Annotated in this window: 19 protein-coding genes; 16 read left to right on the forward strand and 3 right to left on the reverse strand. The window is 62.1% G+C overall.

Annotated elements, in window-relative coordinates; genetic code table 11:
- The first annotated feature begins 11 nt into the window (after positions 1–11).
- The 5 genes from MRY17_RS23945 (at position 12) to MRY17_RS23965 (ending at position 4037) form a co-directional block, all read left to right on the forward strand.
- Positions 12–956, forward strand: a complete 945-nt coding sequence (locus MRY17_RS23945) for a choline ABC transporter substrate-binding protein (RefSeq protein WP_243352970.1) — start codon at positions 12–14, stop codon at positions 954–956.
- A 73-nt stretch (positions 957–1029) separates the two neighbouring features.
- Positions 1030–1917: a 3-keto-5-aminohexanoate cleavage protein gene (locus tag MRY17_RS23950; protein WP_243352971.1), complete on the forward strand. Its 888-nt coding sequence runs from the start codon at positions 1030–1032 to the stop codon at positions 1915–1917.
- A gap of 123 nt (positions 1918–2040) precedes the next feature.
- Entirely contained in the window at positions 2041–3006 is a 966-nt protein-coding gene (locus MRY17_RS23955) for an L-carnitine dehydrogenase (protein ID WP_243352972.1), read from the forward strand.
- Positions 3007–3056: 50 nt separating this feature from the next.
- Positions 3057–3548 (forward strand): thioesterase family protein, encoded by a 492-nt coding sequence (locus tag MRY17_RS23960; protein ID WP_181284358.1) that lies wholly within the window; start codon positions 3057–3059, stop codon positions 3546–3548.
- A gap of 225 nt (positions 3549–3773) precedes the next feature.
- A complete protein-coding gene (locus MRY17_RS23965) occupies positions 3774–4037 on the forward strand; it encodes a hypothetical protein (RefSeq protein ID WP_124434292.1) in 264 nt (87 codons plus the stop codon).
- Between the two features lie 95 nt (positions 4038–4132).
- Here MRY17_RS23965 and MRY17_RS23970 read toward each other — a convergent pair whose 3' ends face one another.
- Both MRY17_RS23970 and MRY17_RS23975 read right to left on the reverse strand, forming a co-directional pair.
- The gene (locus MRY17_RS23970; RefSeq protein ID WP_181284357.1) at positions 4133–5236 is read right to left on the reverse strand and encodes a GlxA family transcriptional regulator; all 1104 of its coding nucleotides are present in this window, start codon (positions 5234–5236) and stop codon (positions 4133–4135) included.
- A 490-nt stretch (positions 5237–5726) separates the two neighbouring features.
- The gene (locus tag MRY17_RS23975; protein ID WP_181284356.1) at positions 5727–7103 is read right to left on the reverse strand and encodes an L-serine ammonia-lyase; all 1377 of its coding nucleotides are present in this window, start codon (positions 7101–7103) and stop codon (positions 5727–5729) included.
- A gap of 416 nt (positions 7104–7519) precedes the next feature.
- On the opposite strand from MRY17_RS23975, the gene MRY17_RS23980 reads away from it, so the two are divergent.
- The 3 genes from MRY17_RS23980 (at position 7520) to choV (ending at position 10557) form a co-directional block, all read left to right on the forward strand.
- Complete coding sequence (locus MRY17_RS23980; protein ID WP_181284355.1) at positions 7520–8467, forward strand: choline ABC transporter substrate-binding protein; 948 nt, start codon at positions 7520–7522, stop codon at positions 8465–8467.
- A 69-nt stretch (positions 8468–8536) separates the two neighbouring features.
- Complete coding sequence (gene choW, locus MRY17_RS23985) at positions 8537–9382, forward strand: choline ABC transporter permease subunit (protein ID WP_003194913.1); 846 nt, start codon at positions 8537–8539, stop codon at positions 9380–9382.
- Positions 9379–10557, forward strand: a complete 1179-nt coding sequence (gene choV, locus MRY17_RS23990; RefSeq protein WP_181284354.1) for a choline ABC transporter ATP-binding protein — start codon at positions 9379–9381, stop codon at positions 10555–10557. Before choW ends, choV begins: the two co-directional genes overlap by 4 nt.
- 166 nt (positions 10558–10723) lie before the next feature.
- On the opposite strand, the gene MRY17_RS23995 is transcribed toward choV, so the two are convergent.
- Positions 10724–12658, reverse strand: a complete 1935-nt coding sequence (locus MRY17_RS23995) for a BCCT family transporter (protein ID WP_243353966.1) — start codon at positions 12656–12658, stop codon at positions 10724–10726.
- A gap of 389 nt (positions 12659–13047) precedes the next feature.
- Between MRY17_RS23995 and betI the strand changes: the two genes are divergently transcribed.
- The 8 genes from betI (at position 13048) to dbpA (ending at position 23963) form a co-directional block, all read left to right on the forward strand.
- A complete protein-coding gene (betI, locus tag MRY17_RS24000; protein WP_104504965.1) occupies positions 13048–13650 on the forward strand; it encodes a transcriptional regulator BetI in 603 nt (200 codons plus the stop codon).
- A 50-nt stretch (positions 13651–13700) separates the two neighbouring features.
- Positions 13701–15173, forward strand: a complete 1473-nt coding sequence (gene betB / locus MRY17_RS24005; RefSeq protein WP_181284352.1) for a betaine-aldehyde dehydrogenase — start codon at positions 13701–13703, stop codon at positions 15171–15173.
- 144 nt (positions 15174–15317) lie between these two features.
- The gene (gene betA / locus MRY17_RS24010) at positions 15318–17012 is read left to right on the forward strand and encodes a choline dehydrogenase (RefSeq protein WP_181284351.1); all 1695 of its coding nucleotides are present in this window, start codon (positions 15318–15320) and stop codon (positions 17010–17012) included.
- Positions 17013–17217: 205 nt separating this feature from the next.
- Positions 17218–18660, forward strand: a complete 1443-nt coding sequence (locus tag MRY17_RS24015) for a TldD/PmbA family protein (RefSeq protein WP_243352973.1) — start codon at positions 17218–17220, stop codon at positions 18658–18660.
- The gene (locus MRY17_RS24020) at positions 18660–19976 is read left to right on the forward strand and encodes a TldD/PmbA family protein (protein ID WP_243352974.1); all 1317 of its coding nucleotides are present in this window, start codon (positions 18660–18662) and stop codon (positions 19974–19976) included. Before MRY17_RS24015 ends, MRY17_RS24020 begins: the two co-directional genes overlap by 1 nt.
- 163 nt (positions 19977–20139) lie before the next feature.
- A complete protein-coding gene (locus tag MRY17_RS24025; protein ID WP_191953059.1) occupies positions 20140–21030 on the forward strand; it encodes an alpha/beta fold hydrolase in 891 nt (296 codons plus the stop codon).
- 37 nt (positions 21031–21067) lie between these two features.
- Positions 21068–22495 (forward strand): multidrug transporter subunit MdtD, encoded by a 1428-nt coding sequence (gene mdtD, locus MRY17_RS24030; protein ID WP_191953060.1) that lies wholly within the window; start codon positions 21068–21070, stop codon positions 22493–22495.
- 130 nt (positions 22496–22625) lie between these two features.
- Positions 22626–23963 carry an ATP-dependent RNA helicase DbpA gene (gene dbpA / locus MRY17_RS24035; protein ID WP_243353967.1) on the forward strand — a complete coding sequence of 446 codons (1338 nt, stop codon included), beginning with the start codon at positions 22626–22628 and terminating at the stop codon, positions 23961–23963.
- The last annotated feature ends 72 nt before the right edge of the window (positions 23964–24035 follow it).

Consider the following 24035-nt stretch of genomic DNA (forward strand, 5'->3'; position numbering starts at 1 on the left):
AGGGCTCCACCATGAACCGACTGATCAGCCGCAGCGTGCTTGCATTCAGCGTCAGCGCTATTTTGAGCACCCACGTCATGGCAGCGGATGCCGCTTCATGCCAGAACGTACGCCTGGGCGTGGTGAACTGGACCGACGTCATCGCCACCAGCGCCATGGCCCAGGTGCTGCTCGATGGCCTCGGCTACAAGACCAAACAAACCAGCGCCTCTCAGCAAATCATCTTTGCCGGCATTCGCGACCAGCGCCTGGATCTGTTCCTGGGCTACTGGAACCCGCTGATGACCCAGACCATCACGCCCTTCGTCGACGCCAGGCAAGTCAAGGTGCTCGACAAACCGAGCCTGGAAGACGCCCGCGCCACCCTGGCGGTGCCGACTTATCTGGCGGACAAGGGCCTGAAAACCTTTGCCGATATCGCCAGGTTCGAAAAAGAGCTGGGAGGCAAGATCTACGGGATCGAGCCGGGCTCGGGCGCCAATACCCAGATCAAGGCGATGATCGCCAAGAACCAGTTCGGCCTGGGTAAATTCCAGCTGGTTGAATCCAGCGAAGCGGCCATGCTTTCGGCCGTCGACCGTGCGGTACGTCGCAAGGAAGCCGTGGTGTTCTTCGGCTGGGCACCGCACCCGATGAACGTCAACCTCGCCATGACTTACCTCACCGGCAGCGAGGACACCCTGGGCCCGAACGAAGGCATGGCCACCGTGTGGACCGTCACCGCGCCGACCTACGCAGAACAATGCCCCAATGTGCACAGATTGCTGAGCAACCTGACCTTCACCGCCGCCGACGAGAGCCGGATGATGCAGCCGTTGCTGGATCACAAGGACCCCATCGAGTCGGCCAGGCAGTGGCTCAAGGATCATCCGCAAGACCAGGCGCGTTGGCTGGAAGGCGTGACCACGTTCGATGGCAAACCTGCTGCCGCCAACCTGAAACTGACCAGCAAATAATCTTCTCCGAATCACCGTTTCGCGGCCATTTAAAGCCGCGAACGGCACCACCACGCCTGTAAGGAACCGCCTCATGAACCACGACGTCATCATCACCTGCGCACTCACCGGTGCTGGCGACACGACCGCCCGAAGCCCACACGTGCCGGTCACGCCCAAACAAATCGCCGCCGCCGCGGTGGAAGCCGCCAAGGCCGGCGCCACCGTGGTGCACTGCCATGTGCGTGACCCACACACCGGCAGGTTCAGCCGCGATGTGGCCCTGTACCGCGAAGTGATGGAGCGCATCCGCGAGGCGGACATCGACATCATCGTCAACCTCACCGCCGGCATGGGCGGCGACCTGGAGATCGGCGGCGGCGAGAATCCCATGGAGTTCGGGCCCAATACCGACCTCGTCGGCCCGCTGACCCGCCTGGCCCACGTTGAAGAACTGCTGCCGGAGATCTGCACCCTGGACTGCGGCACCCTGAACTTCGGCGATGGCGACACCATTTACGTGTCCACCCCGGCGCAACTGCGGACCGGTGCCAAGCGTATCCAGGAGCTGGGCGTAAAGGCCGAGCTGGAAATTTTCGACACCGGCCACCTGTGGTTCGCCAAGCAGATGATCAAGGAAGGTCTGCTCGACAACCCATTGTTTCAACTGTGCCTGGGCATCCCGTGGGGCGCACCGGCCGACACCACAACGATGAAAGCCATGGTCGACAACCTGCCCGCCGACGCAGTGTGGGCCGGCTTCGGCATCGGCCGCATGCAGATGCCGATGGCGGCGCAAGCGGTGCTGTTGGGCGGTAACGTGCGGGTCGGCCTGGAAGACAACCTGTGGCTGGACAAGGGCGTGCTCGCCACCAATGGCCAACTGGTCGAACGCGCCGGTGAAATCCTCAGCCGCCTGGGCGCACGGATCCTGACCCCGGCCGAAGGCCGTATCAAGATGGGCCTGACCAAACGCGGATAAAAAAGTGGGAGGGGGCTTGCCCCCGATAGCGGTGGCTCAGTACCGAATGCATCGACTGACGCACCGCCATCGGGGGCAAGCCCCCTCCCACAGGGGATCACCAAACTCTTTAGGAATGCACCCATGCGCTTTATCACAGAAATCAAAACCTTCGCCGCCCTCGGCAGCGGTGTCATCGGCAGCGGCTGGGTATCCCGCGCCCTCGCCCACGGCCTGGATGTCGTGGCCTGGGACCCGGCGCCCGGTGCCGAGGCGGCGCTGCGCAAACGTGTCGCCAATGCCTGGGGCGCCCTTGAGAGACAGGGCCTGACACCAGGCGCATCCCAGGATCGCCTGCGCTTTGTCAGCACCATCGAGGAGTGCGTCAAAGACGCCGACTTCATCCAGGAAAGCGCCCCGGAACGCCTGGAGCTGAAGCTGCAATTGCACAGCCAGATCAGTGCGGCAGCCAAGCCGAATGCGTTGATTGGGTCGAGTACCTCCGGCCTGTTACCCAGCGAGTTTTATGAGAGCGCTACCCACCCCGAACGCTGCGTGGTCGGCCACCCGTTCAACCCGGTCTACCTGTTGCCCCTGGTGGAAGTGGTGGGCGGCAAGCGCACCGCGCCGGAGGCGATCCAGGCCGCGATCAAGGTGTATGAGTCCCTCGGCATGCGCCCTCTGCACGTGCGCAAGGAAGTGCCTGGATTTATTGCGGATCGACTGCTGGAAGCGCTGTGGCGCGAGGCGCTGCACCTGGTCAACGATGGCGTGGCAACCACCGGAGAAATCGACGATGCGATTCGTTTTGGCGCCGGCCTGCGCTGGTCGTTCATGGGCACTTTCCTCACCTACACACTGGCGGGAGGCGACGCGGGCATGCGCCACTTCATGGCACAGTTCGGCCCGGCGTTGCAGTTGCCGTGGACTTATCTGCCAGCGCCTGAATTGACCGAAAAGTTGATTGACGATGTGGTTGCCGGTACCAGCGATCAATTGGGCAGCCACAGCATTTCGGCACTGGAGCGCTATCGTGATGATTGCCTGCTGGCAGTGCTGGAGGCGGTAAAAACCACCAAGGCCAAACACGGCATGACCTTCGCCGAATAACACTGTGGGAGGGGGCTTGCCCCCTCCCACCTTTGACCGAGTATGGATTCATGCCTGCACTGACCACCTACACCACCAAAATCCTCCCCGACTGGGTCGACTACAACGGCCACCTGCGCGACGCGTTCTATCTGCTGATCTTCAGCTACGCCACCGACGCACTGATGGACACCCTGGGCCTGGACAGCGACAACCGCGAAGCCAGCGGCCACTCGCTGTTTACCCTGGAGCTGCATTTGAATTACCTGCACGAGGTGAAGCTGGGGGCAGAGGTCGAGGTGCACACCCAACTGATCGCCTTTGATGCCAAGCGCCTGCATCTCTTTCACAGCCTGCACCTGGTGGGTGATGACAAGGCGCTGGCCGGCAACGAACAGATGCTGCTGCATGTCGACCTCGCCGGCCCGCAGGCGACACCGTTCAGTGAGGCTACGCTGGCAAGGCTTGTCGCGATCAGCGCTGAACAGGCCGAGCTGCCAAGGCCCGCTCTGCTCGGCCGGGTCATCGGTTTGCCGGCAAAAAAAGCCCCGAACCAGCCGTGACTGGATCGGGGCAGAGGTGCCTTGTGTGAGCCGTGCATCCCGAGGGTGACCAAACCGTCAAGCTGCGTGCCTGGGGCCAGTGTGCCTATTACTTGCAGGCCCGAGTGACCCGAAAACGACCTGTTCATAGCCATCCGAGCCATCGGTGGATTCTGCCCTTGCCGCCAGTCCTGGGGCCTACCAGAATCCAAGTCAATCCCCGTTCCCTACACCAGGATAAACGTCATGATGCACGCGGATTTGATTGACCAGGATGACCTGCTGGGCCAACTGCGCTCACTGGGTTTTGAAGTGTCCAGCGGCGCTACCGCCGAGCAGGCTTGCGAATGTGCGGTGCGCGGGTTGAGCGAAGCGCGGGCCAAGGCGCTCAAGGGTATGGTGGAGAAAATGTACAGCGGCAGCGCGACGATTTTGCCGGCGGTGCGCCAGGCGATCGATAAGCAGTTGCTGCCGGCTTTGATGCAGTTCAAGCAGAACTCTGGCGCCTGAGACACCGCTATCGGGGGCAAGCCCCCTCCCACCTTTTGAACTGTGAATACGGTCAAATGTGGGAGGGGGCTTGCCCCCGATGCAGCCAACTCGGTTTAAAGCCGCACGCTGGCAAACGTCGACTCATTGCGCGCCTGGCTCAACGCCGACATCGGCCCCGCCAGCGGTGACAACATTAGCGCCTGCGGGATCGGCAGCATCGCCACTTGCTGGGTGGTGTTGGACCCTACGCGTTCATCCCGCGGCGGAATGCCGAAGTATTCGCGATAGCATTTGGAGAAGTGGGGCGTGGACACAAAGCCGCACACCGACGCCACTTCGATGATCGACATCGGCGTTTGCTTGAGCAACTGCCGCGCACGGATCAAGCGCAGCTTGAGGTAATAGCGCGACGGCGAACAGTGCAGGTACTTCTGGAACAGCCGCTCCAACTGACGACGCGACACAGCGACGTAAACCGCCAGCTCGTCCAGGTCGATGGGCTCTTCCAGGTTGGCCTCCATCAGCGCAACGATTTCCTGCAGCTTGGGCTGGTTGGTGCCGAGCATGTGCTTGAGCGGCACGCGCTGGTGATCCTGTTCGTTGCGGATACGCTCGTACACAAACATCTCGGAGATGGCCGCCGACAGTTCACGGCCGTGGTCGCGGCTGATCAGGTGCAGCATCATGTCCAACGGCGCAGTGCCGCCGGAGCTGGTAAAGCGGTTGCGGTCGAGGGTGAACAGGCGTGTGCTCATGGCTACGCGGGGGAACGCTTCCTGCATCGACGCCAGGCATTCCCAATGCACGCTGCAATCGAAGCCATCGAGCAGACCGGCGCAGGCCAGCGCCCAACTGCCGGTGCACACCGCGCCAAGGCGGCGCGACTGGCGCGCCTGGCTTTGCAGCCACGACACATGTTCACGGGTGACGGTGCGCTGGATACCCACGCCGCCGCACACGATGACCGTGTCCAGAACGGGGGCTTTGTGCATGGAGGCATCGGGTGTGATTTGCAGGCCATCGCTGGCCCACACCTGGTTGCCGTCGACACTCAGGGTGGTCCAGCGATACAACTCGCGGCCGGACAGCTGGTTGGCCATGCGCAGGGGTTCCACGGCCGACGCCAGGGAAATCAGCGTGAAATTGTCCAGCAGCAAAAAGCCGATGGATTGAGGCGCACGGTTCTGGGGTTGGGCCCCGGAGTTGGTCGACGTCATCACAGTATCTCCTCACACAAAGCGGGTGATGGCCTCAGGCGAGGCTCTTGTTATTGCGCTCATCCCCTGCGAGGGAGAGAGGCTTTGAATTGATAGAGCAAATGCCATGCCTGAAATTGAATGGCCATTCAATAAATCCTGAAAACGACCTGTCGATGCGTCTATATAAGCCCGCGCATTGAACGCGAGATATAACGCGCGGGGATGGGGGGTCAAGGGCTGTGAGCAGATCGGTAGCACTTGTGGGAAGGCGCTTTGCGGGCGTAGGAAAAGTCTGTCACCCAAAGCACATCAGGCGTGTGATCGTGTAGGAATCGTTCGGAAGCTACTTATCTATTTGCGACGCGCTAAAAGGTGGCGGTTTTGGTCGGGGTGTTCACTTTGTGAGCAATATTGAGCGGACTACCGCTATCGGGGGCAAGCCCCCTCCCACAGTTGAAATGCGTTCCCCTGTGGGAGGGGGCTTGCCCCCGATGCAGGCGACGCGGTCTCAGCACTCGACAGCACTGACCGCCAACCCACCCCGCGACGTTTCCTTGTACTTGTCGTGCATATCCGCCCCGGTATCGCGCATGGTGCGGATCACCCGGTCCAGGGAAATAAAGTGCTGGCCGTCACCGCGCAGAGCCATCTGCGCCGCATTGATCGCCTTCACCGCCGCAATCGCATTGCGCTCGATACACGGCACTTGCACCAGGCCGCCCACCGGGTCGCAGGTCAGGCCCAGGTTGTGTTCCAGGCCGATTTCCGCGGCGTTGCACAGTTGCTCCGGTGTGGCACCGAGAATTTCGGCCAGGCCCGCGGCGGCCATGGCGCAGGCGGAACCGACTTCGCCCTGGCAACCGACTTCGGCACCGGAGATCGAGGCGTTCTTCTTGCACAGAATGCCCACCGCCGCCGCGCCGAGCAGGTAGTCGACCACGTTGGCCTCAGTCACTTCTTCACTGAATTTCATGAAGTAGTGCAGCACGGCCGGAATGATCCCCGCCGCGCCATTGGTGGGTGCGGTGACCATGCGCCCACCGGCGGCGTTTTCTTCGTTGACCGCCAGGGCGAACAGGTTGACCCACTCCATGGCGCTCAAGGTCGAGCCGATCACATTCGGCTTGCCCAGTTCCTGCAGGCTGCGGTGCAGCCTGGCAGCGCGACGCCGCACGTTGAGCCCGCCGGGCAGGATGCCTTCGTGCTTGAGGCCCTGCTCCACACAGTCCTGCATGGCGCGCCAGAGTTTCATCAGGCCGCTGCGTATCTCTTCTTCGGAACGCCAGGTCTTTTCGTTGGCCAGCATCAGCTCGGCGACGCGCAGGTTGTGGGTCTTGCACAGCTGCAACAGCTCTGCGGCGCTGGAAAAATCGTAGGGCAGCTCGGTGCGGTCCATGTCCGCCACGCCGCTCTGTGCCTGGGCTTCATCCACCACAAAACCGCCGCCCACTGAGTAGTAGGTGTCACGGTGCAATTCGCCGTCATCGCCCCACACCACCAGGGTCATGGCATTGGGGTGGAACGGCAGGTTTTCGTCGAGCAGGCGCATGTCCCGCGACCACACGAATGGCACCGGCAGACGGCCGTCGAGCAACAAGGTGTCGGTTTCGCGCAGGGTGTGAATGCGTACGCCGATCTGCGACGGATCGATTGCGTCCGGCCACTCGCCCATCAAGCCCATGATGGTGGCAGTGTCGCTGCCATGGCCGATGCCGGTGGCGGACAACGAGCCGTACAGCTGAACTTCGACGCGCCTGACCTGTTCCAACAGGTCACGTTCACGCAAGGCTTGAACGAACAACGCCGCGGCGCGCATGGGGCCGACGGTGTGAGAACTCGAAGGCCCGATGCCGATCTTGAACAGGTCGAAAACACTGATAGCCATTGCGGTAGAACTCCTCGATAAGCACGGCCAGGCTTGAACGAGGTGCTACGCTCAGATCGCCCAGATGGCGGCATCATCCGGCTTTTCCCCGCCGTCACGGCGTCTCACACCGACGCACCCATGCTCACCAGCGTCGCTTACGTGCAGTCGCCTGTTTTGGCCGTTTTTAACGGTGCAGATACATGAAATCAGCCGTTTCACCGTGGTAAAAACCTGTAAGCGACGTCACCGACACTGGATGCGACCCTCCCTGTACTGGATACGACGCCCCCTGTAGGCGTCAGATTTTCACTGGTACATGATCAGTCTCGACTCGTTTGCAAGGCACCGTGCCAGAGCTGTCCGACGCACACTCCAATAGCAGCACTTATAAAGCGCGGCGAATGCCGCCAGAAAAAACACAGGAGTCTACCCCGATGAAAGGTTCACCCTCGTTGTTGTTGGCCGCCATGCTGAGTCTGCCGGTCATGGCGCACGCCGCAGAACCGGAACAGTGCAAGACCGTCAACTTCTCCGATGTCGGCTGGACCGACATTACCGTCACCACCGCGACCACCAGCGAAATCCTCAAGGGCCTGGGCTACAAGCCGCGCACCACGATGATTTCGGTCCCAGTGACCTACAAGTCCCTGGCCGACGGCAAGAACATGGACATCTTCCTCGGCAACTGGATGCCGACCATGGAAAACGACATCAAGCAGTACCGCGAAGCCGGCACCGTGGAAACCGTACGTGCCAACCTGGAGAACGCCAAATACACCCTGGCGGTGCCCGAAGCGCTGTATGACAAGGGCCTGAAGGACTTCGCCGATATCGCCAAATTCAAGGATGAGCTGGGTGGCAAGATCTACGGTATCGAGCCGGGCAACGACGGCAACCGCACCATCCAGACGCTGATCGACAAAGACGCTTTCGGCCTCAAGACCGCCGGTTTCAAGGTGGTTGAGTCCAGCGAAGCCGGGATGCTGTCCCAGGTCGAACGCGCCTCCAAGCGCAACCAGGCCATCGTGTTCCTCGGCTGGGAACCGCACCCGATGAACACCCGCTTCAAGATGAAGTACCTGACCGGTGGTGACGATTCGTTCGGCCCCAACTACGGCCAGGCCACCATCTACACCAACACCCGCAAGGGCTACACCCAGGAATGCAGCAACGTTGGTCAGTTGCTGAAAAACCTGGTGTTCACCCTGGACATGGAAAGCACCCTGATGGGTAACGTCCTGGACGACAAGATGAAGGCCGACGCCGCCGCCAAGGCCTGGCTGAAGAAAAACCCGCAAGTGCTCGACACCTGGCTCGCCGGTGTCACCACCGTCGATGGCAAGCCCGGACTCGACGCCGTCAAGGCTTACCTCGCCCAGTAACCCCCGCTGACCCCGGGGCGGTGCGCTGCCCCGGGATGTATTCCCCTTCGCATGTGGACATTCACTACCATGCTGACTGAACAGAAAATCCCACTAGGCCAGTACATCGCTGCCTTCGTCGACTGGTTGACCCAACACGGTGCCAACTACTTCGACGCAATCGCATCGACACTGGAAACGATGATCCACGGCGTGACGTTTGCGCTGACCTGGTTCAATCCGCTGGCATTGATCGGTCTGATTGCGCTGCTGGCTCACTTTATCCAACGCAAATGGGGCCTGACGGTGTTCGTCATTGCCTCCTTCCTGCTGATCCTCAACCTGGGGTACTGGCAGGAAACCATGGAAACCCTCGCCCAGGTGCTGTTCGCTACCCTGGTCTGCGTGGTCATCGGCGTGCCGCTGGGCATCGTTGCCGCGCACAAGCCGATGTTCTACACCATGATGCGGCCGGTACTCGATCTGATGCAGACCGTACCGACCTTCGTCTACCTCATCCCTACCCTGACCCTCTTCGGGCTGGGTGTGGTGCCCGGACTGATTTCCACGGTGGTGTTCGCGATTGCCGCGCCGATCCGCCTGACCTACCTGGGTATCCGCGACGTACCGCAGGAATTGATGGACGCCGGCAAGGCCTTCGGTTGCTCGCGCCGTCAGTTGCTCTCGCGCATTGAACTGCCCCACGCCATGCCGAGCATTGCCGCCGGTATTACCCAATGCATCATGCTGTCGTTGTCGATGGTGGTGATCGCCGCACTGGTCGGCGCCGATGGCCTCGGCAAGCCGGTGGTCAACGCGCTGAACACCGCTGACATCGCCCTGGGCTTTGAAGCCGGCCTTGCGATCGTGCTGCTGGCCATCATGCTCGACCGTATCTGCAAACAACCCGACGCCAAAGTAGGGGGTGATGCATGAGCATTATCCGATTCGACAATGTCGACGTGATCTTCTCCAAAGACCCACGCGAAGCGCTCAAGCTGCTGGACCAGGGCATGAGCCGCAATGAGATCCTGAAAAAGACCGGCCAGATCGTCGGCGTGGAAAAAGCCAGCCTGGATGTCGAGAAAGGCGAGATCTGCGTGCTGATGGGCCTGTCGGGCTCGGGCAAATCCAGTCTTCTGCGCTGCATCAACGGCCTCAACACGGTCAGCCGTGGCCAACTGTTTGTGGAACATGAAGGTCGTCAGATCGACATCGCGTCCTGCACCCCGGCCGAGCTGAAAATGATGCGCACCAAACGCATCGCCATGGTGTTCCAGAAGTTCGCGCTGATGCCCTGGCTGACGGTGCGCGAAAACATCAGCTTCGGCCTGGAGATGCAGGGCCGCCCGGAAAAGGAACGGCGCACGCTGGTCGACGAAAAACTCGAGCTGGTGGGCCTGACCCAATGGCGCAACAAGAAGCCGGACGAACTCTCCGGCGGCATGCAGCAGCGCGTCGGCCTGGCCCGCGCGTTGGCGATGGACGCCGACATTCTGCTGATGGACGAACCCTTCTCCGCCCTCGACCCGCTGATTCGCCAAGGTCTGCAGGATGAACTGCTGGAACTGCAGCGCAAGCTGAGCAAGACCATCGTGTTTGTGAGCCATGACCTCGACGAGGCGCTGAAACTCGGCAGTCGTATCGCGATCATGAAAGACGGCAAGATCATCCAGTACAGCGTGCCGGAAGACATCGTGCTGAACCCGGCGGACGACTATGTGCGTACCTTCGTCGCCCACACCAATCCGCTGAACGTGCTGTGCGGGCGCAGCCTGATGCGTACGCTGGACAACTGCACGCGGGTGAACGGTTCGGTCTGCCTGGACCCGGGCGGCGACTCGTGGCTGGACCTGGCCGAAGGCAACACCATCCAGGGTGCGCGCCAGAATGGCGTGGCGATGAACCTGCAGAACTGGGCGCCGGGACAAGCGGTGGAAGGGCTGGGCCGGGTGCCGACCCTGGTGGACTCCAATATCGGCATGCGCGATGCGCTGCAGATCCGGTATCAAACGGGGAACAAGCTGGTGCTGCATGACAACAACAAGGTGGTGGGAATCCTCGGCGACAGCGAGCTCTACCATGCCCTGCTGGGCAAAAACCTGGGTTAGCAAACACCGCAAAGCAAAATGTGGGAGGGGGCTTGCCCCCGATTGCAGTGTGTCAGGCAGTACATCTGCTACTGAAACACCGCTATCGGGGCAAGCCCCCTCCCACATTTGATCTCTATTTCAAAAGAGAGCAGGTGGTGTCAGAGGACACCACCAGGCTCAACTATCAGCTATAGACCCGGCCGAGGAGCTGCCGATGGCTTTCAAACTGATCGAGCACATCCCGGGTGATCTGCTCCTGGGTGAAGCCCATCAGGTCGTATTCCTGAGGCCCGTTGTGCAGGTACACCTCGGCACGGTAATAACGCGTGCGCTCTTCTTCAGGCAGATCATTGGGCGCCGACGAGTAGGCATCCAGGCTGACTTCGTAGACAAACGGGTTGCCCTCCTCCATCTCGATCCGCACACCGATGCAGCGCCTGGATTTGCCCAGCAGCGTCTGCACTTCCAGCCCCTGCTCACGCAACGCAACCGCCGCTTCTTCCAACGCCGGCGTCACGTGCTTGTCCATAAAGCGCTGCACGGTGCCCTGGCTCGGTTGCAGGTCCAGTGCGGTCAGTCGCTCGCTGAACCCACGACGTCCGCGTTCAGCCAGTTGCGCCTGCTCCTGTTCGATGGCCACGTCCTGGCGCATCGCTTTGTGCAGGCCGAACATAAAGCAGATCAGCACCACCGAGAACGGCAACCCCGCCAGCACCACCATGGTCTGCATGGCTTCGAAGTTGCCGGCGAACAGCAGGCCGATGGTCACCAGGGTGATCACCGCCGACCAGAAGATCCGCAACCAGTGCGGCGCGTCTTCATCTACATTGCCGCCTGTGCACGACAGGTTGGCCATCATCACCGCGCCGGAATCCGCTGGCGTCAGGAACAGCACGAAGCCCACAAAGATCGACACACCGATGACGACTTTCGACGCCGGGTAATGCTCAAGCAGCTGGTAGATCGCCATGGACGGTTGTTCCAGCGCGGTCTTGCCCAGCTCCACCGCCCCATGGTTCAACACCAGGTCCAGCGCCGAGTTACCGAAGATCGACAACCACGCCAAGGTGAAGCCCAGCGGAATCAGCAGCACGCCGGCCACCAGTTCGCGCACGGTCCGCCCACGGGAAATACGCGCAATGAACATGCCCACGAAGGGCGCCCAGGAAATCCACCAGGCCCAGTAGAACAGGGTCCACAGGCCCATCCAGCGTTCGGTCTTGGCGCCGTCGCCTTCATACACGTACAGGTCGAAGGTCTTGAGCACGATACCGTTGAGGTAGTCACCCGTGTTCTGCACCAGGCCGTTGAGCAGGTGCAGGGTGGGACCGAACAGCAGCACAAAGATCAGCAAGCCGCTGAACAGCACGATATTGAGGTTGGACAAGCGGCGAATGCCGTTCTCCACGCCCGACACCGCCGCGATGGTCGCCACCGTGCTCATCACGATGATCACGATCAGCAGGTTGGTGTTGCTGTGCGCCATGCCGAACAGGTTTTCCAGCCCGGACGACACCTGCATCGAACCGATCCCCAGGTTGGTCACCAGGCCGAGCAGGGTCACGAACATACCAAAACCGTCCACCGCGTGGCCGGCCGCGCCTTTTACCCAGCGCTCGCCCACCAGCGGGTACAGCGCCGAGCGCAAGGCCAGCGGCTGGTTATGGCGGTACGCAAAGTACGCCACGGCCAGGCCGACCAGCGCATAGATCGCCCAGCCGTGCAGTCCCCAGTGCAGGAAGGTCAATTGCAGCGCCTGACGTGCCGCGCCGTTGCTGGCCGCCGCGCCTTCGGGCGGGTTGAAGTAGTGGTCCAGCGGCTCGGAGGCGCCGAAGTACAGCAGCGAAATGCCGATACCCGACGAGAACAGCATGCCGGCCCAGGCGCCGTAGCTGAAGTCCGGGGTGTCGTCCTTGCTGCCCAGTTTCAATTTGCCATAGGACGAAAACGCCAAGCCGACCACAAACACCAGGTAGGCGGCGATGACCACCATGTAGTACCAGCCGAAGCTTTTCGACAGCCAGGCCTGGGCGACGCCGAGCATGCGCCCGGCCTCCTGCGGGGCGATGATCAGAATGGCGGTCAACAACAGAATCAAGGCGGTGGAGGTGTAGAACACCCAACCGTTGACCCGAACCTTTTCCGGCGGGGTCTTTATAAGAGAGGCAGAACTCATGGCGCAGATGCTCCGGGCAGTGCGAGAGAGAAACACAAGGCAACGGTTATCCCGGGACATCGATTTTTCGGCAGTCGACGGACGGGTGTTATAAAGACATCCCGAAAATCCCGGACCCCACCGAAGCGGTACCCAGGCCCTGATACGGCCTGTTTCAGGGGTTTTCGCAGGTGTCAGCGGTCGCGGCTCTCAGGTAGGAAACGTCTGTAGGCAGCGACCATTTGTCGCAGAGCTTATTCTTTGTTGATTGAACGTTCAATCAAAACAAAATAGACTGGCCTTCAAGCCGATGGACGTGATCGCCCGTCAGCAGGCCCAAGGAGAGGTGCTACATGCCCAAGGTCGGTATGCAACCCATACGCCGCCAGCAGTTGATCGAAGCCACGATGACGGCCATTGATCAAGTCGGAATGGGAGATGCCAGCATTGCGCTGATCGCCCGTTTGGCAGGCGTCTCGAACGGCATCATCAGTCACTACTTTCGGGACAAGAACGGCCTGATCGCGGCGACGATGCAGTATTTGATGAGTGTGCTGATGGAAAACATCCACACACGTCGACAAGCGTTGAAGGATGACAGCCCGCGCGCCCACCTCCAGGTGATCGTCGCCGGCAACTTCGACGCCAGCCAGGTCAACGGCCCGGCAATGAAAACCTGGCTGGCCTTCTGGGCCTCCAGCATGCACCACCCGTCTTTGCACAGGTTGCAGCGGATCAACGATCAGCGTCTGTATTCCAACCTGTGCTGCCAGTTCCGCCGTGCGCTGCCGTTGCCCGAAGCACGCAGCGCAGCCCGAGGCCTGGCGGCCCTGATCGACGGTTTGTGGTTGCGCGGTGCCCTGTCGGGAGACGCTTTCGACACGGAGCAGGCGCAACGCATTGCTCACGAATACATGGATTTCCAATTGGCCAAGCAGGTGAGTCAGAGCACATAACCGCTCAACTCCCGAACCGCGCCAACCACTTATGCACTTGCGAGGACTTTATGGCCCGTTTCGAACTGCAAAAACTCTACATTGACGGCGGCTACAGCGACGCTGGCAGCGATGCCACCTTCGAAGCCATCAACCCGGCTAACGGTGAAGTTCTCGCCCAAGTGCAACGCGCAACGAAGGAAGACGTTGAGCGCGCCGTGGTCAGCGCCGAAAAAGGCCAGAAAATCTGGGCCGCCATGACAGCCATGGAGCGTTCGCGCATCCTGCGTCGCGCCGTCGACATCCTGCGCGAGCGCAACGATGAGCTGGCCGCCCTGGAAACCCTGGACACCGGCAAGGCGTTCTCCGAAACCAAATACGTCGACATCGTCACCGGCGCCGACGTGCTGGAGTACTACGCGGGCCTGGTGCCGGCCATCGAAGGCGAGCAGATTCCGCTGCGTGACACCTCCTTCGTCTACACCCGCCGCGAGCCGCTGGGCGTGGTCGCCGGTATCGGCGCGTGGAACTACCCGATCCAGATCGCCCTGTGGAAATCCGCACCGGCCCTGGCCGCCGGTAACGCGATGATCTTCAAGCCCAGCGAAGTCACCTCGCTGACCACCCTGAAACTGGCCGAGATCTACACCGAAGCCGGCGTTCCGGCCGGTGTGTTCAACGTCCTGACCGGCAGCGGCCGTGAAGTCGGCACCTGGCTGACCGAGCACCCGCGCATCGAGAAAGTCTCATTCACCGGCGGCACCGACACCGGCAAGAAAGTCATGGCCAGCGCTTCGAGCTCCTCGCTCAAGGAAGTGACCATGGAACTGGGCGGCAAGTCGCCGCTGATCGTGTTCGAAGACGCCGACCTGGATCGCGCCGCCGACATCGCGATGATGGCCAACTTCTACAGCTCCGGCCAGGTCTGCACCAACGGCACCCGCGTGTTCGTGCCCAAGCACCTGCAGGCGGCGTTCGAAGCGAAGATCCTTGAACGTGTGGCGCGCATCCGTGTGGGCGACCCGCAGGACGACAACACCAACTTCGGCCCGCTGGTCAGTTTCGCCCACATGGAGAGCGTGCTGGGCTACATCGCCAAAGGTAAAGAGCAAGGCGCACGCCTGCTGTGCGGCGGCGACCGCTTGACCGACGGCGACCTGGCCAAAGGCGCCTACGTGGCTGCGACGGTGTTCACCGACTGCACCGACGACATGACCATCGTGCGTGAAGAAATCTTCGGCCCGGTGATGAGCATCCTCACCTATGAAACCGAGGAAGAAGTGATCCGTCGCGCCAACGACACCGACTTCGGCCTGGCCGCCGGCCTTGTAACCCGCGACCTGAACCGCGCCCACCGCGTGATTCATCAGCTGGAAGCGGGGATCTGCTGGATCAACGCCTGGGGCGAGTCCGACGCCAAGATGCCGGTCGGCGGCTACAAGCAATCGGGTGTGGGTCGTGAGAACGGGATCAGCTCGCTGAACAACTTCACCCGGATCAAATCGGTACAGGTTGAGTTGGGTGATTACGCCTCGGTGTTCTAAGCACCCGAGCCTTGTATTGCCTGTAAGGCCGCCATCGGGGGCAAGCCCCCTCCCACACTTTGATTTGTGAATACCTTCAAATGTGGGAGGGGGCTTGCCCCCGATGAGGCCCGACCTGACCACACTTCAAAGAGGGTGCATCCAATGTCCCAAGAATACGACTACATCATTGTGGGTGCCGGCTCCGCCGGTAACACCCTGGCGACCCGTCTGACCGAAGACGAAGGCGTCACCGTCCTGTTGCTGGAAGCCGGTGGCCCGGACTACCGCCTCGACTTCCGTACCCAGATGCCGGCCGCCCTGGCGTTCCCGCTGCAGGGCCGTCGCTACAACTGGGCCTACGAAACCGATCCGGAGCCACACATGGACGGTCGCCGCATGGAATGTGGGCGCGGCAAGGGCCTGGGCGGTTCTTCGCTGATCAACGGCATGTGCTACATCCGCGGCAACGCCATGGACTACGACAACTGGTCGAAGCTGCCGGGTCTGGAAGACTGGAGCTACCTGGACTGCCTGCCGTATTTCCGCAAGGCCGAAACCCGCGACATCGGCCCCAACGATTACCACGGCGGCGACGGCCCGGTCAGCGTGACCACGCCGAAAGCGGGCAATAATCCGCTGTTCCACGCCATGGTCGAAGCCGGCGTGCAGGCCGGTTACCCGCGTACCGAAGACTTGAACGGTTACCAGCAGGAAGGCTTCGGCCCGATGGACCGTACCGTCACGCCGAACGGCCGTCGTGCCAGCACCGCGCGCGGTTATCTGGACACGGCTAAAAAGCGTTCGACCCTGACCATCGTCACCCACGCCCTCACCGACAAAGTGTTGTTTGAAGGCAAGCGTGCCGTTGGCGTGCGTTACCTGATCGGCGCCGCCGAAGAGCGTGTTGAAGCCCGCGCCCGTAAAGAAGTGCTGGTGTGCAGCGGCGCCATTGCCTCGCCGCAATTGCTGCAACGTTCCGGCGTCGGTCCGGCGAAACTGCTGGAAAGCCTCGACATCCCGGTGGTCCACGACCTGCCGGGCGTCGGCGAAAACCTGCAGGATCACCTTGAGCTGTACCTGCAATACGCCTGCACCCAGCCGGTGTCGCTGTACCCTTCGCTGCTCTGGTACAACCAGCCGGCCATTGGTGCCGAATGGCTGTTCAATGGCACCGGCATCGGCGCCAGCAACCAGTTCGAGGCCGGCGGCTTTATCCGTTCGCGTCCGGAATTCGAATGGCCGAACATCCAGTACCACTTCCTGCCGGTCGCGATTAACTACAACGGCAGCAACGGTGTGAAAGAGCACGGTTTCCAGGCACACATGGGTTCCATGCGTTCGCCAAGCCGTGGTCGCGTGCAACTGAAGTCGAAGAACCCACGGGACTACCCGAGCATCCTCTTCAACTACATGGCCACCGAACAGGACTGGCAGGAATTTCGCGACGGCATCCGCCTGACCCGGGAAATCATGCAGCAGCCGGCGCTGGACCCGTACCGTGGCCGCGAAATAAGCCCGGGGATTGAAGTGCAAACCGATGAGCAACTGGACAAGTTCATCCGCGAGCACGCCGAGACCGCGTTCCACCCGTCCTGCTCGTGCAAGATGGGCGCTGACGAGATGGCAGTGGTCGATGGCGAAGGCCGCGTGCACGGCATGCAGGGTTTGCGCGTGGTCGACGCGTCGATCATGCCGATCATCACCACCGGCAACCTGAACGCTCCCACGATCATGATCGCCGAGAAAATCGCCGACAAGATTCGTGGCCGCCAGCCACTGCCGCGCAGCACCGCCGACTACTACGTGGCCGGCGATGCACCGGTGCGTGGCAAGCCGATGCGTGAAATTGCGCAGTAACTGACACACTGCGGCGCTCCCATCGGGGGCAAGCCCCCTCCCACACTTTGATTTGTGAACACCTTCAAATGTGGGAGGGGGCTTGCCCCCGATGAGGCCCTGCCAGACACTGCAAAACCTCCCGCCTACACTTTCCTTGATCAGCTCCCAGCCCCGGCCTACTCTGTTGGCCTGCCCGCGCTGAGCCGCCCACAAGGAAGGCCCCATGTTCGAACACCACGCCACGCTCAAGAAACACTTCAGTGCCCTGCGCACCAACGCCCAATTCTTCTCCCTGCGCTATGTCCGCGAATCCGGCCGCTATCTGTCGGTACGCAAGAACGTCGCCGAACCGCCCCACCTGAGCCATGACGAAGGCGCCATGCTCACCGTGCGCCTCAACGGCGTGGAAGCCTACGCCGCGACCAACGACATTTCCCTGGCCGGCCTGCAGGCCGCTCTTGAGCGCGCCGAGCAGCAAGCCCGGCAGATCTCGCCCCATGCCCTGCTCGACCTGCGCGAGCAATCGGTCTCCAGTGACGTTGCCGATTATCTGTCGCCCGATTTCGACCAACCCTTCCCCACCCTGAGCGACTGCTATCAGCTGCTCGGCGATGAGTCGGCGGCCGTGCCCAGGGACGAGCGCCTGGTGAGCTGGGACGTGAGTCTGGGCCAGACTACCGTCGAACAGATCTACCTCAATACGGCCGGCGCCGAACTGCGCCAGGCTCAGCGCTTTGTGTTCCCCGGCGTCAACGTCACAGCCTTCGATGGCAACGACAGCCAGACCCGCACCCTGGGCGGCAGCAACTTCGGCCAGCAAGGCGGCTTTGACGTGATCAGCCGCTTCGGCCTGACCGGCGCCGCACCGCGCGTGGCCGACGAAGCGTTGCAATTGCTGCTGGCACCGAACACGCCCCAGGGTCCGCGTGACCTGCTGCTGATGCCCGACCAGATGATCCTGCAGATCCACGAGTCCATCGGCCACCCGCTGGAGCTGGACCGCATCCTCGGCGACGAGCGCAACTACGCCGGCACCAGCTTTGTGAAAGCCAGCGACTTCGGTCACCTGCAATACGGTTCACCGCTGCTCGACGTGACCTTCGACCCGGACATCCCCGAACAGCTCGCCAGCTACAGCCATGACGATGACGGCACCCGCGCCAGCAAGCAGTTCCTGATCCGCGAAGGGCTGCTGCTCAAGCCGTTGGGCGGCGCGTTGTCGCAATTTCGCGCCAACCTGCCAGGCGTTGCCAACAGCCGTGCCTGCGGCTGGAACCGCCCGCCCATCGATCGCATGGCCAACCTGAATATCGAGCCCGGCGATAAAAACCTCGCGCAACTGGTGGGCGGTATTGAACACGGCATCCTGATGTCGACCAATCGTTCGTGGTCCATCGACGATGCGCGCAACAAGTTCCAGTTCGGGTGTGAGTGGGGCCAGTTGATCGAAAACGGCGAACTCAAGGGTGTGGTGAAGAACCCCAACTATCGCGCCATTTCCGCGCAGTTCTGGCGCAAGCTCAGCGCGGTCGGCGATGCCAGCACTTTCAAGGTATTGGGCACGCCGAACTGCGGCAAGGGCGAGCCCAACCAGGTGATCCGCGTCGGCCATGCGTCGCCGGCCTGCGTATTCAGTAACGTCGATGTATTCGGGGGAGACGCCTGATGAATAATTTCAAGGCACTGGTGGACTGGCTCAAGCAGGCCATCACCGACAAGGAGCAATTTCACCTCGGCTACGCGGATGAATCATCGGAGTTCGTGCGTTTCAACCACGCGCAGGTACGCCAGGCCGGCCAGGTGCAACAGGCCAGCCTGAACCTCAAGCTGATCAACGATGGCCGCCACGCCGACCTGGGCATCACCCTGTCCGGCGCGCCGGATCTGGATCGCCAGCGTCTGGCCGGCGGCCTGCAACAGCTGCGTGAAACCTTGCCGTTGCTGCCGCCGGACCCGTATCTGTTGCTGAATCACAACGCCTGGGAAAGCCACAATGAACAACTGCGGCCCCTGCCGGAGCTGGCCCAGGTGCTGCAAGACATCAGCCAGGCCGCCGAAGGCGTGGACCTGGTCGGTTTCTATGCCGCCGGCCCCATCAGCCGTGGCTTTGCCAGCTCCGATGGGGCGTTCGGCTGGCACCAGGCCAATAGCTTCAACTTCGACTTCAGCCTGTTCCACGCCAATGGCGAAGCGGTCAAGGCCAGCTATGCCGGGCACAGCTGGGACAGCGCCGAGTTCGCCCGACGCGTCCAGCAGGCCCGCGATCAGCTCCAATTTTTGGGCCGGCCACTGCACCCGCTGGCGCCCGGACAGTACCGCGCCTACCTCGCGCCGGCAGCACTCGAAGAACTCATCAGCATCATTACCTGGGGCGGTTTTTCCGCGCAGGCCATCGCCAGCAAAGGCAGCTCGCTGCAACGCCTGTATGCCGGCGAACAACAGCTGAGCCCGCTGGTGACGGTGACCGAGCAGATCAGCGGTTCACTGAGCCAGGCCTTTTCCACCGAAGGCTACCCGCGCAGCGATGTCAGGTTGATCAATGCCGGCATGGCCGATGGCCAACTGGTCAACTCGCGCAGCGCCGCCGAATACGGCCTGAACGCCAACGGCGCCGGCAGCGACGAGTCCCCCAGCGCCCTGCAGATGGCCGCCGGCAACCTGGCCCAGGCCGATATCCTCAGGCAATTGGGCACCGGGCTGTACATCAGCAACCTGTGGTACCTGAACTACTCCGACCTGCCGGCGGCGCGCCTGACCGGCATGACCCGCTTCGCCACGTTCTGGGTGCAAGACGGCGAGATCAAGGCCCCGGTCAGCACCATGCGCTTTGATGACAGTGTGTACAGCCTGCTGGGCTCACAGCTGGAAGCGTTGACGGCCGAGCGAGAGCTGCTGCTGTCGGCCAGTACCTATGGGCAGCGCAACACCGCGTCGAATCTGCTGCCAGGCGCCCTGGTCAAACGCCTGACCCTCACCCTCTAAGCCCCCTCCCACATTGGATTGCTGCTCTCTCAGACATCGCCTTGTCATCTCTTCCTACGGCCCATTCTCTTCTTCCCGGTCTTCGCGCCAGCCCTGTTGTCGCCCGCAAAAAACCTCGCTATAAGGGTTGATGGCATACCGCCACATCACAGGGAGTGCAGCGATGACCCAGGGAAGTTTTGTCATAGATAAGCTGTACAAGCACTACAACGTCCACGTAGAGCAACTGGGCAATGACCCACGCAGAAAAACCGTATTGATGGTCAACGGCGCGCTGTCCACCACGCGCTCCTTTGCCCGCACCAGCAAATGCCTGGCCGAGCATTTCAATGTTCTGCTGTTCGACTTGCCTTTCTCCGGCTATTCCCGCGAACACAACACCGACCTCGACCTGGTGACCAAGGACGACGAAGTACAGATGCTGCGCGCGCTGGTGGAGCGTTTTGCCGTCAACCATCTGGTCTCGGCCTCATGGGGCGGCATCTCCACATTGCTGACGCTGGCCCATAACCCACCGTCCATCGAAAGCTCGGTGGTGATGGCCCTGGCGCCCAACCTCAACCGGGCGATGCTCGAGTATGTGGAGCGCGTGCGGGTATTGATCGAAGCCGATGACAAATCCGCCGTCGGCCATCTGCTCAACGAGACAGTCGGCAAATACCTGTCGCCGCGCCTCAAGCGCAACAACCACCGCCACCTGTCGAACATGGCCACCACCGAGTATCGCCAGGCGCGGTTCCATATCCATCAGGTCCTGGCGCTGGGCGATGGCAACTACTTGCCGGCGCTCCGGCAAATTGCTACGCCGGTGCACTTCCTCAACGGTACGCTGGACGAATACACCCCGGCCGCCGAAGCCCGGTTGTTCGGCGATTACGTGAGGCGCAGCAGTTTCGCCGTGGCCGAACACACCGGCCATTTGCTCGACCTGGAATCACGCGAGGCGGCGCTGAGTGTGCATCGCGCCTTGCTGGATTTTCTGGTGGGCGAGCACGCTGCATTGTCGGACTTAGACGAACCGCCAGTGGGAAAAACAGCGGCGGATGGCGCATAATCGCCGACACATAGCCTGCTAACAAAAAAGGGTTCCCATGCCGAATCGTGCCCCTCTCGACGCCAAGACCGCCCGCTGGCTCCCCTGGGTGGTCGCGATTGCCTTCTTCATGCAGTCGCTGGACGGGACGATCCTCAACACGGCGCTGCCGGCCATGGCTCGGGACCTGGCGGAAAACCCGCTGCGCATGCAGGGCGTGGTGATTGCCTACATGCTCACCGTCGCCTTGCTGATCCCCGCGTCGGGCTGGATCGCCGACCGCTTCGGCACCAGGAAGATCTTCTTTGGCGCGATCCTGCTGTTCAGCATCGGCTCATTGTTGTGCGCCTTGTCCAGCAGCTTGAGCATGCTGGTGGGGGCGCGGGTGATCCAAGGCCTGGGCGGGGCGCTGATGCTGCCGGTCGGGCGCCTGGTGGTACTGCGCGCCTATCCCCGTTCCGAGCTGGTGCGGATCATGGGCTTCATTACCATCCCCGGCCTGCTCGGCCCGTTGCTCGGTCCGACCCTGGGTGGCTGGATGGTGCAATACCTGACCTGGCACTGGATCTTCCTGATCAACCTGCCGGTAGGCATGCTCGGCTGCTATGCCGTTTGGAAGTTCATCCCCGACCTGCGCGGCAGCGAGCGTACGCGCTTCGATAGCCTCGGCTTCCTGTTGTTCGGCGCGGCGATGGTGCTGATCACCATCGCCATGGAGGGTCTGGGCGAACTGCACCTGCCGCACCTGCGGGTGATGTTGCTGCTGTTCGGCGGGCTGGCGTGCCTGGCGGCGTATTGGCTGCGCGCCGGGCATATCGACAACGCCCTGTTCTCGCCGGTGCTGTTCAAGACCCGTACCTTTGCCGTGGGCATTCTCGGCAACCTGTTCGCGCGCCTGGGCAGCGGCGCCCTGCCGTTCCTGGTACCGCTGCTGTTGCAAGTGGCGCTGGGTTATTCTCCGTCTCAGGCCGGCATGAGCATGCTGCCGCTGGCGGCGGCGGCGATGTTCGCCAAGTCCATCGCCCGGCCGCTGATCGAGCGGCTGGGTTATCGCGTGGTGCTCACCGGCAACACCCTGGCGCTGGGCGCCATGCTGGCGAGCATGGGCCTGGTCAGCGAGCAAACCCCGTATCCGCTGCTGTTGGGGATGCTGGCGGTGCTCGGCGCCATCAACTCCCTGCAATTCACGGCGATGAACACCGTCACCCTGATCGACCTCGACGACGCCCAGGCCAGCAGCGGCAACAGTTTGCTGTCGGTGGTGGCGCAACTGTCCCTGAGCCTGGGCGTGGCCTGCGCCGGTGCGCTGCTCGGTGGGTTCACAGCCGAAGCCGGCAACGATGGGGTGAACACGGTGCTCGGCGCGTTCCAGCTGACGTTTCTCACCGTGGGCATCATGGCCATGCTGGCGGCGGCGATCTTCCTGCAATTGTCGCCAAAAGACGGCAAACGCGTAGTCAGCCGCGAGCATGATATCGAGCACTGAGCGGCGTCTCGTCTAGAACTTGCGGGGAAATTCCCACGAGACTGGTACACTGCGCGACATTTTGTTTTGCAGAGCCAGTCCCGTGACCACCATCGCCACCGCTTTTAATACTTTGCCCCTGTCCTCCGCCATGCTGGCTAACCTCGACTCGCTGGGTTATGTCGAGATGACGCAGATCCAGGCGCAGAGCTTGCCGGTGATCCTCAAGGGGCTGGACCTGATCGCCCAGGCCAAGACCGGCAGCGGCAAGACCGCCGCCTTCGGTATCGGCCTGCTCAATCCGATCAACCCGCGCTATTTCGGTTGCCAGGCCCTGGTGATGTGCCCGACCCGCGAGCTGGCCGACCAGGTGGCCAAGGAAATCCGTCGCCTGGCCCGCGCTGAAGACAACATCAAGGTGCTGACCCTGTGCGGCGGCGTGTCTCTCGGCCCACAGATCGCTTCCCTGGAGCACGGCGCCCACGTGATCGTCGGCACCCCGGGCCGTATCCAGCAGCACCTGCGCAAGGGTTCGCTGGTACTCGACGGTTTGAACACGCTGATCCTCGACGAAGCCGACCGCATGCTCGACATGGGTTTCTACGACGCCATCGAAGACATCATCAGCAAGACCCCGCCACGTCGCCAGACCCTGCTGTTCTCAGCCACGTACCCGGTGAGTATCAAGCAGTTGGCCTCCAAGTTCATGCGCGCGCCGCAACAGGTGAAAGCCGAGGCGTTCCACTCCGACGATCAGATTGAACAGCGGTTCTACGAGATCTCGCCGGAAGAACGCATGGACGCCGTGACCAAGGTGCTGGCGCATTTCCGCCCGGCGTCGTGCGTGGCGTTCTGCTTCACCAAGCAGCAAGTGCAGGAAACCGTGGATCACCTGACGTCCAAGGGCATCTCCGCCGTCGGCCTGCACGGTGACCTGGAGCAACGCGACCGTGACCAGGTACTGGCGATGTTCGCCAACCGCAGCACCTCGGTGCTGGTGGCCACCGACGTGGCCGCCCGCGGCCTGGACATTGACTCGCTGGACATGGTGATCAACGTCGAGCTGGCCCGCGATTCGGAAATCCACATTCACCGCGTCGGCCGTACCGGTCGCGCGGGTGAGACCGGCATTGCCATCAGCCTGGTGGCGCCGTCCGAAGCGCACCGCGCCCAGGCCATCGAGCAACTGCAGAAGTCGCCATTGAACTGGGACCAGCTGGACAACCTCAAGCCGCAGAGCGGTGGCCCGCTGCTGCCGGTGATGAGCACGCTGTGCATCGCCGCCGGCCGCAAGGACAAGGTGCGCCCGGGTGACATCCTAGGCGCATTGACCGGCGAAGCCGGCATCCCGGGTGCCCAGGTCGGCAAGATCGCGATCTTTGATTTCCAGGCCTTCGTGGCCGTGGAACGCGGCATCGCCAAGCAGGCGCTGCAGCGCTTGAACGACGGCAAGATCAAGGGCCGTTCGTTGCGCGTGCGCATCCTGTAACACGACCGTTGATCCAATGAAGATCCAATGTGGGAGGGGGCTTGCCCCCGATGGCGGTGTGTCAGTCAGTAC

It is taken from the genome of Pseudomonas orientalis, assembly GCF_022807995.1.
Lineage (GTDB): Bacteria > Pseudomonadota > Gammaproteobacteria > Pseudomonadales > Pseudomonadaceae > Aquipseudomonas > Aquipseudomonas orientalis_B.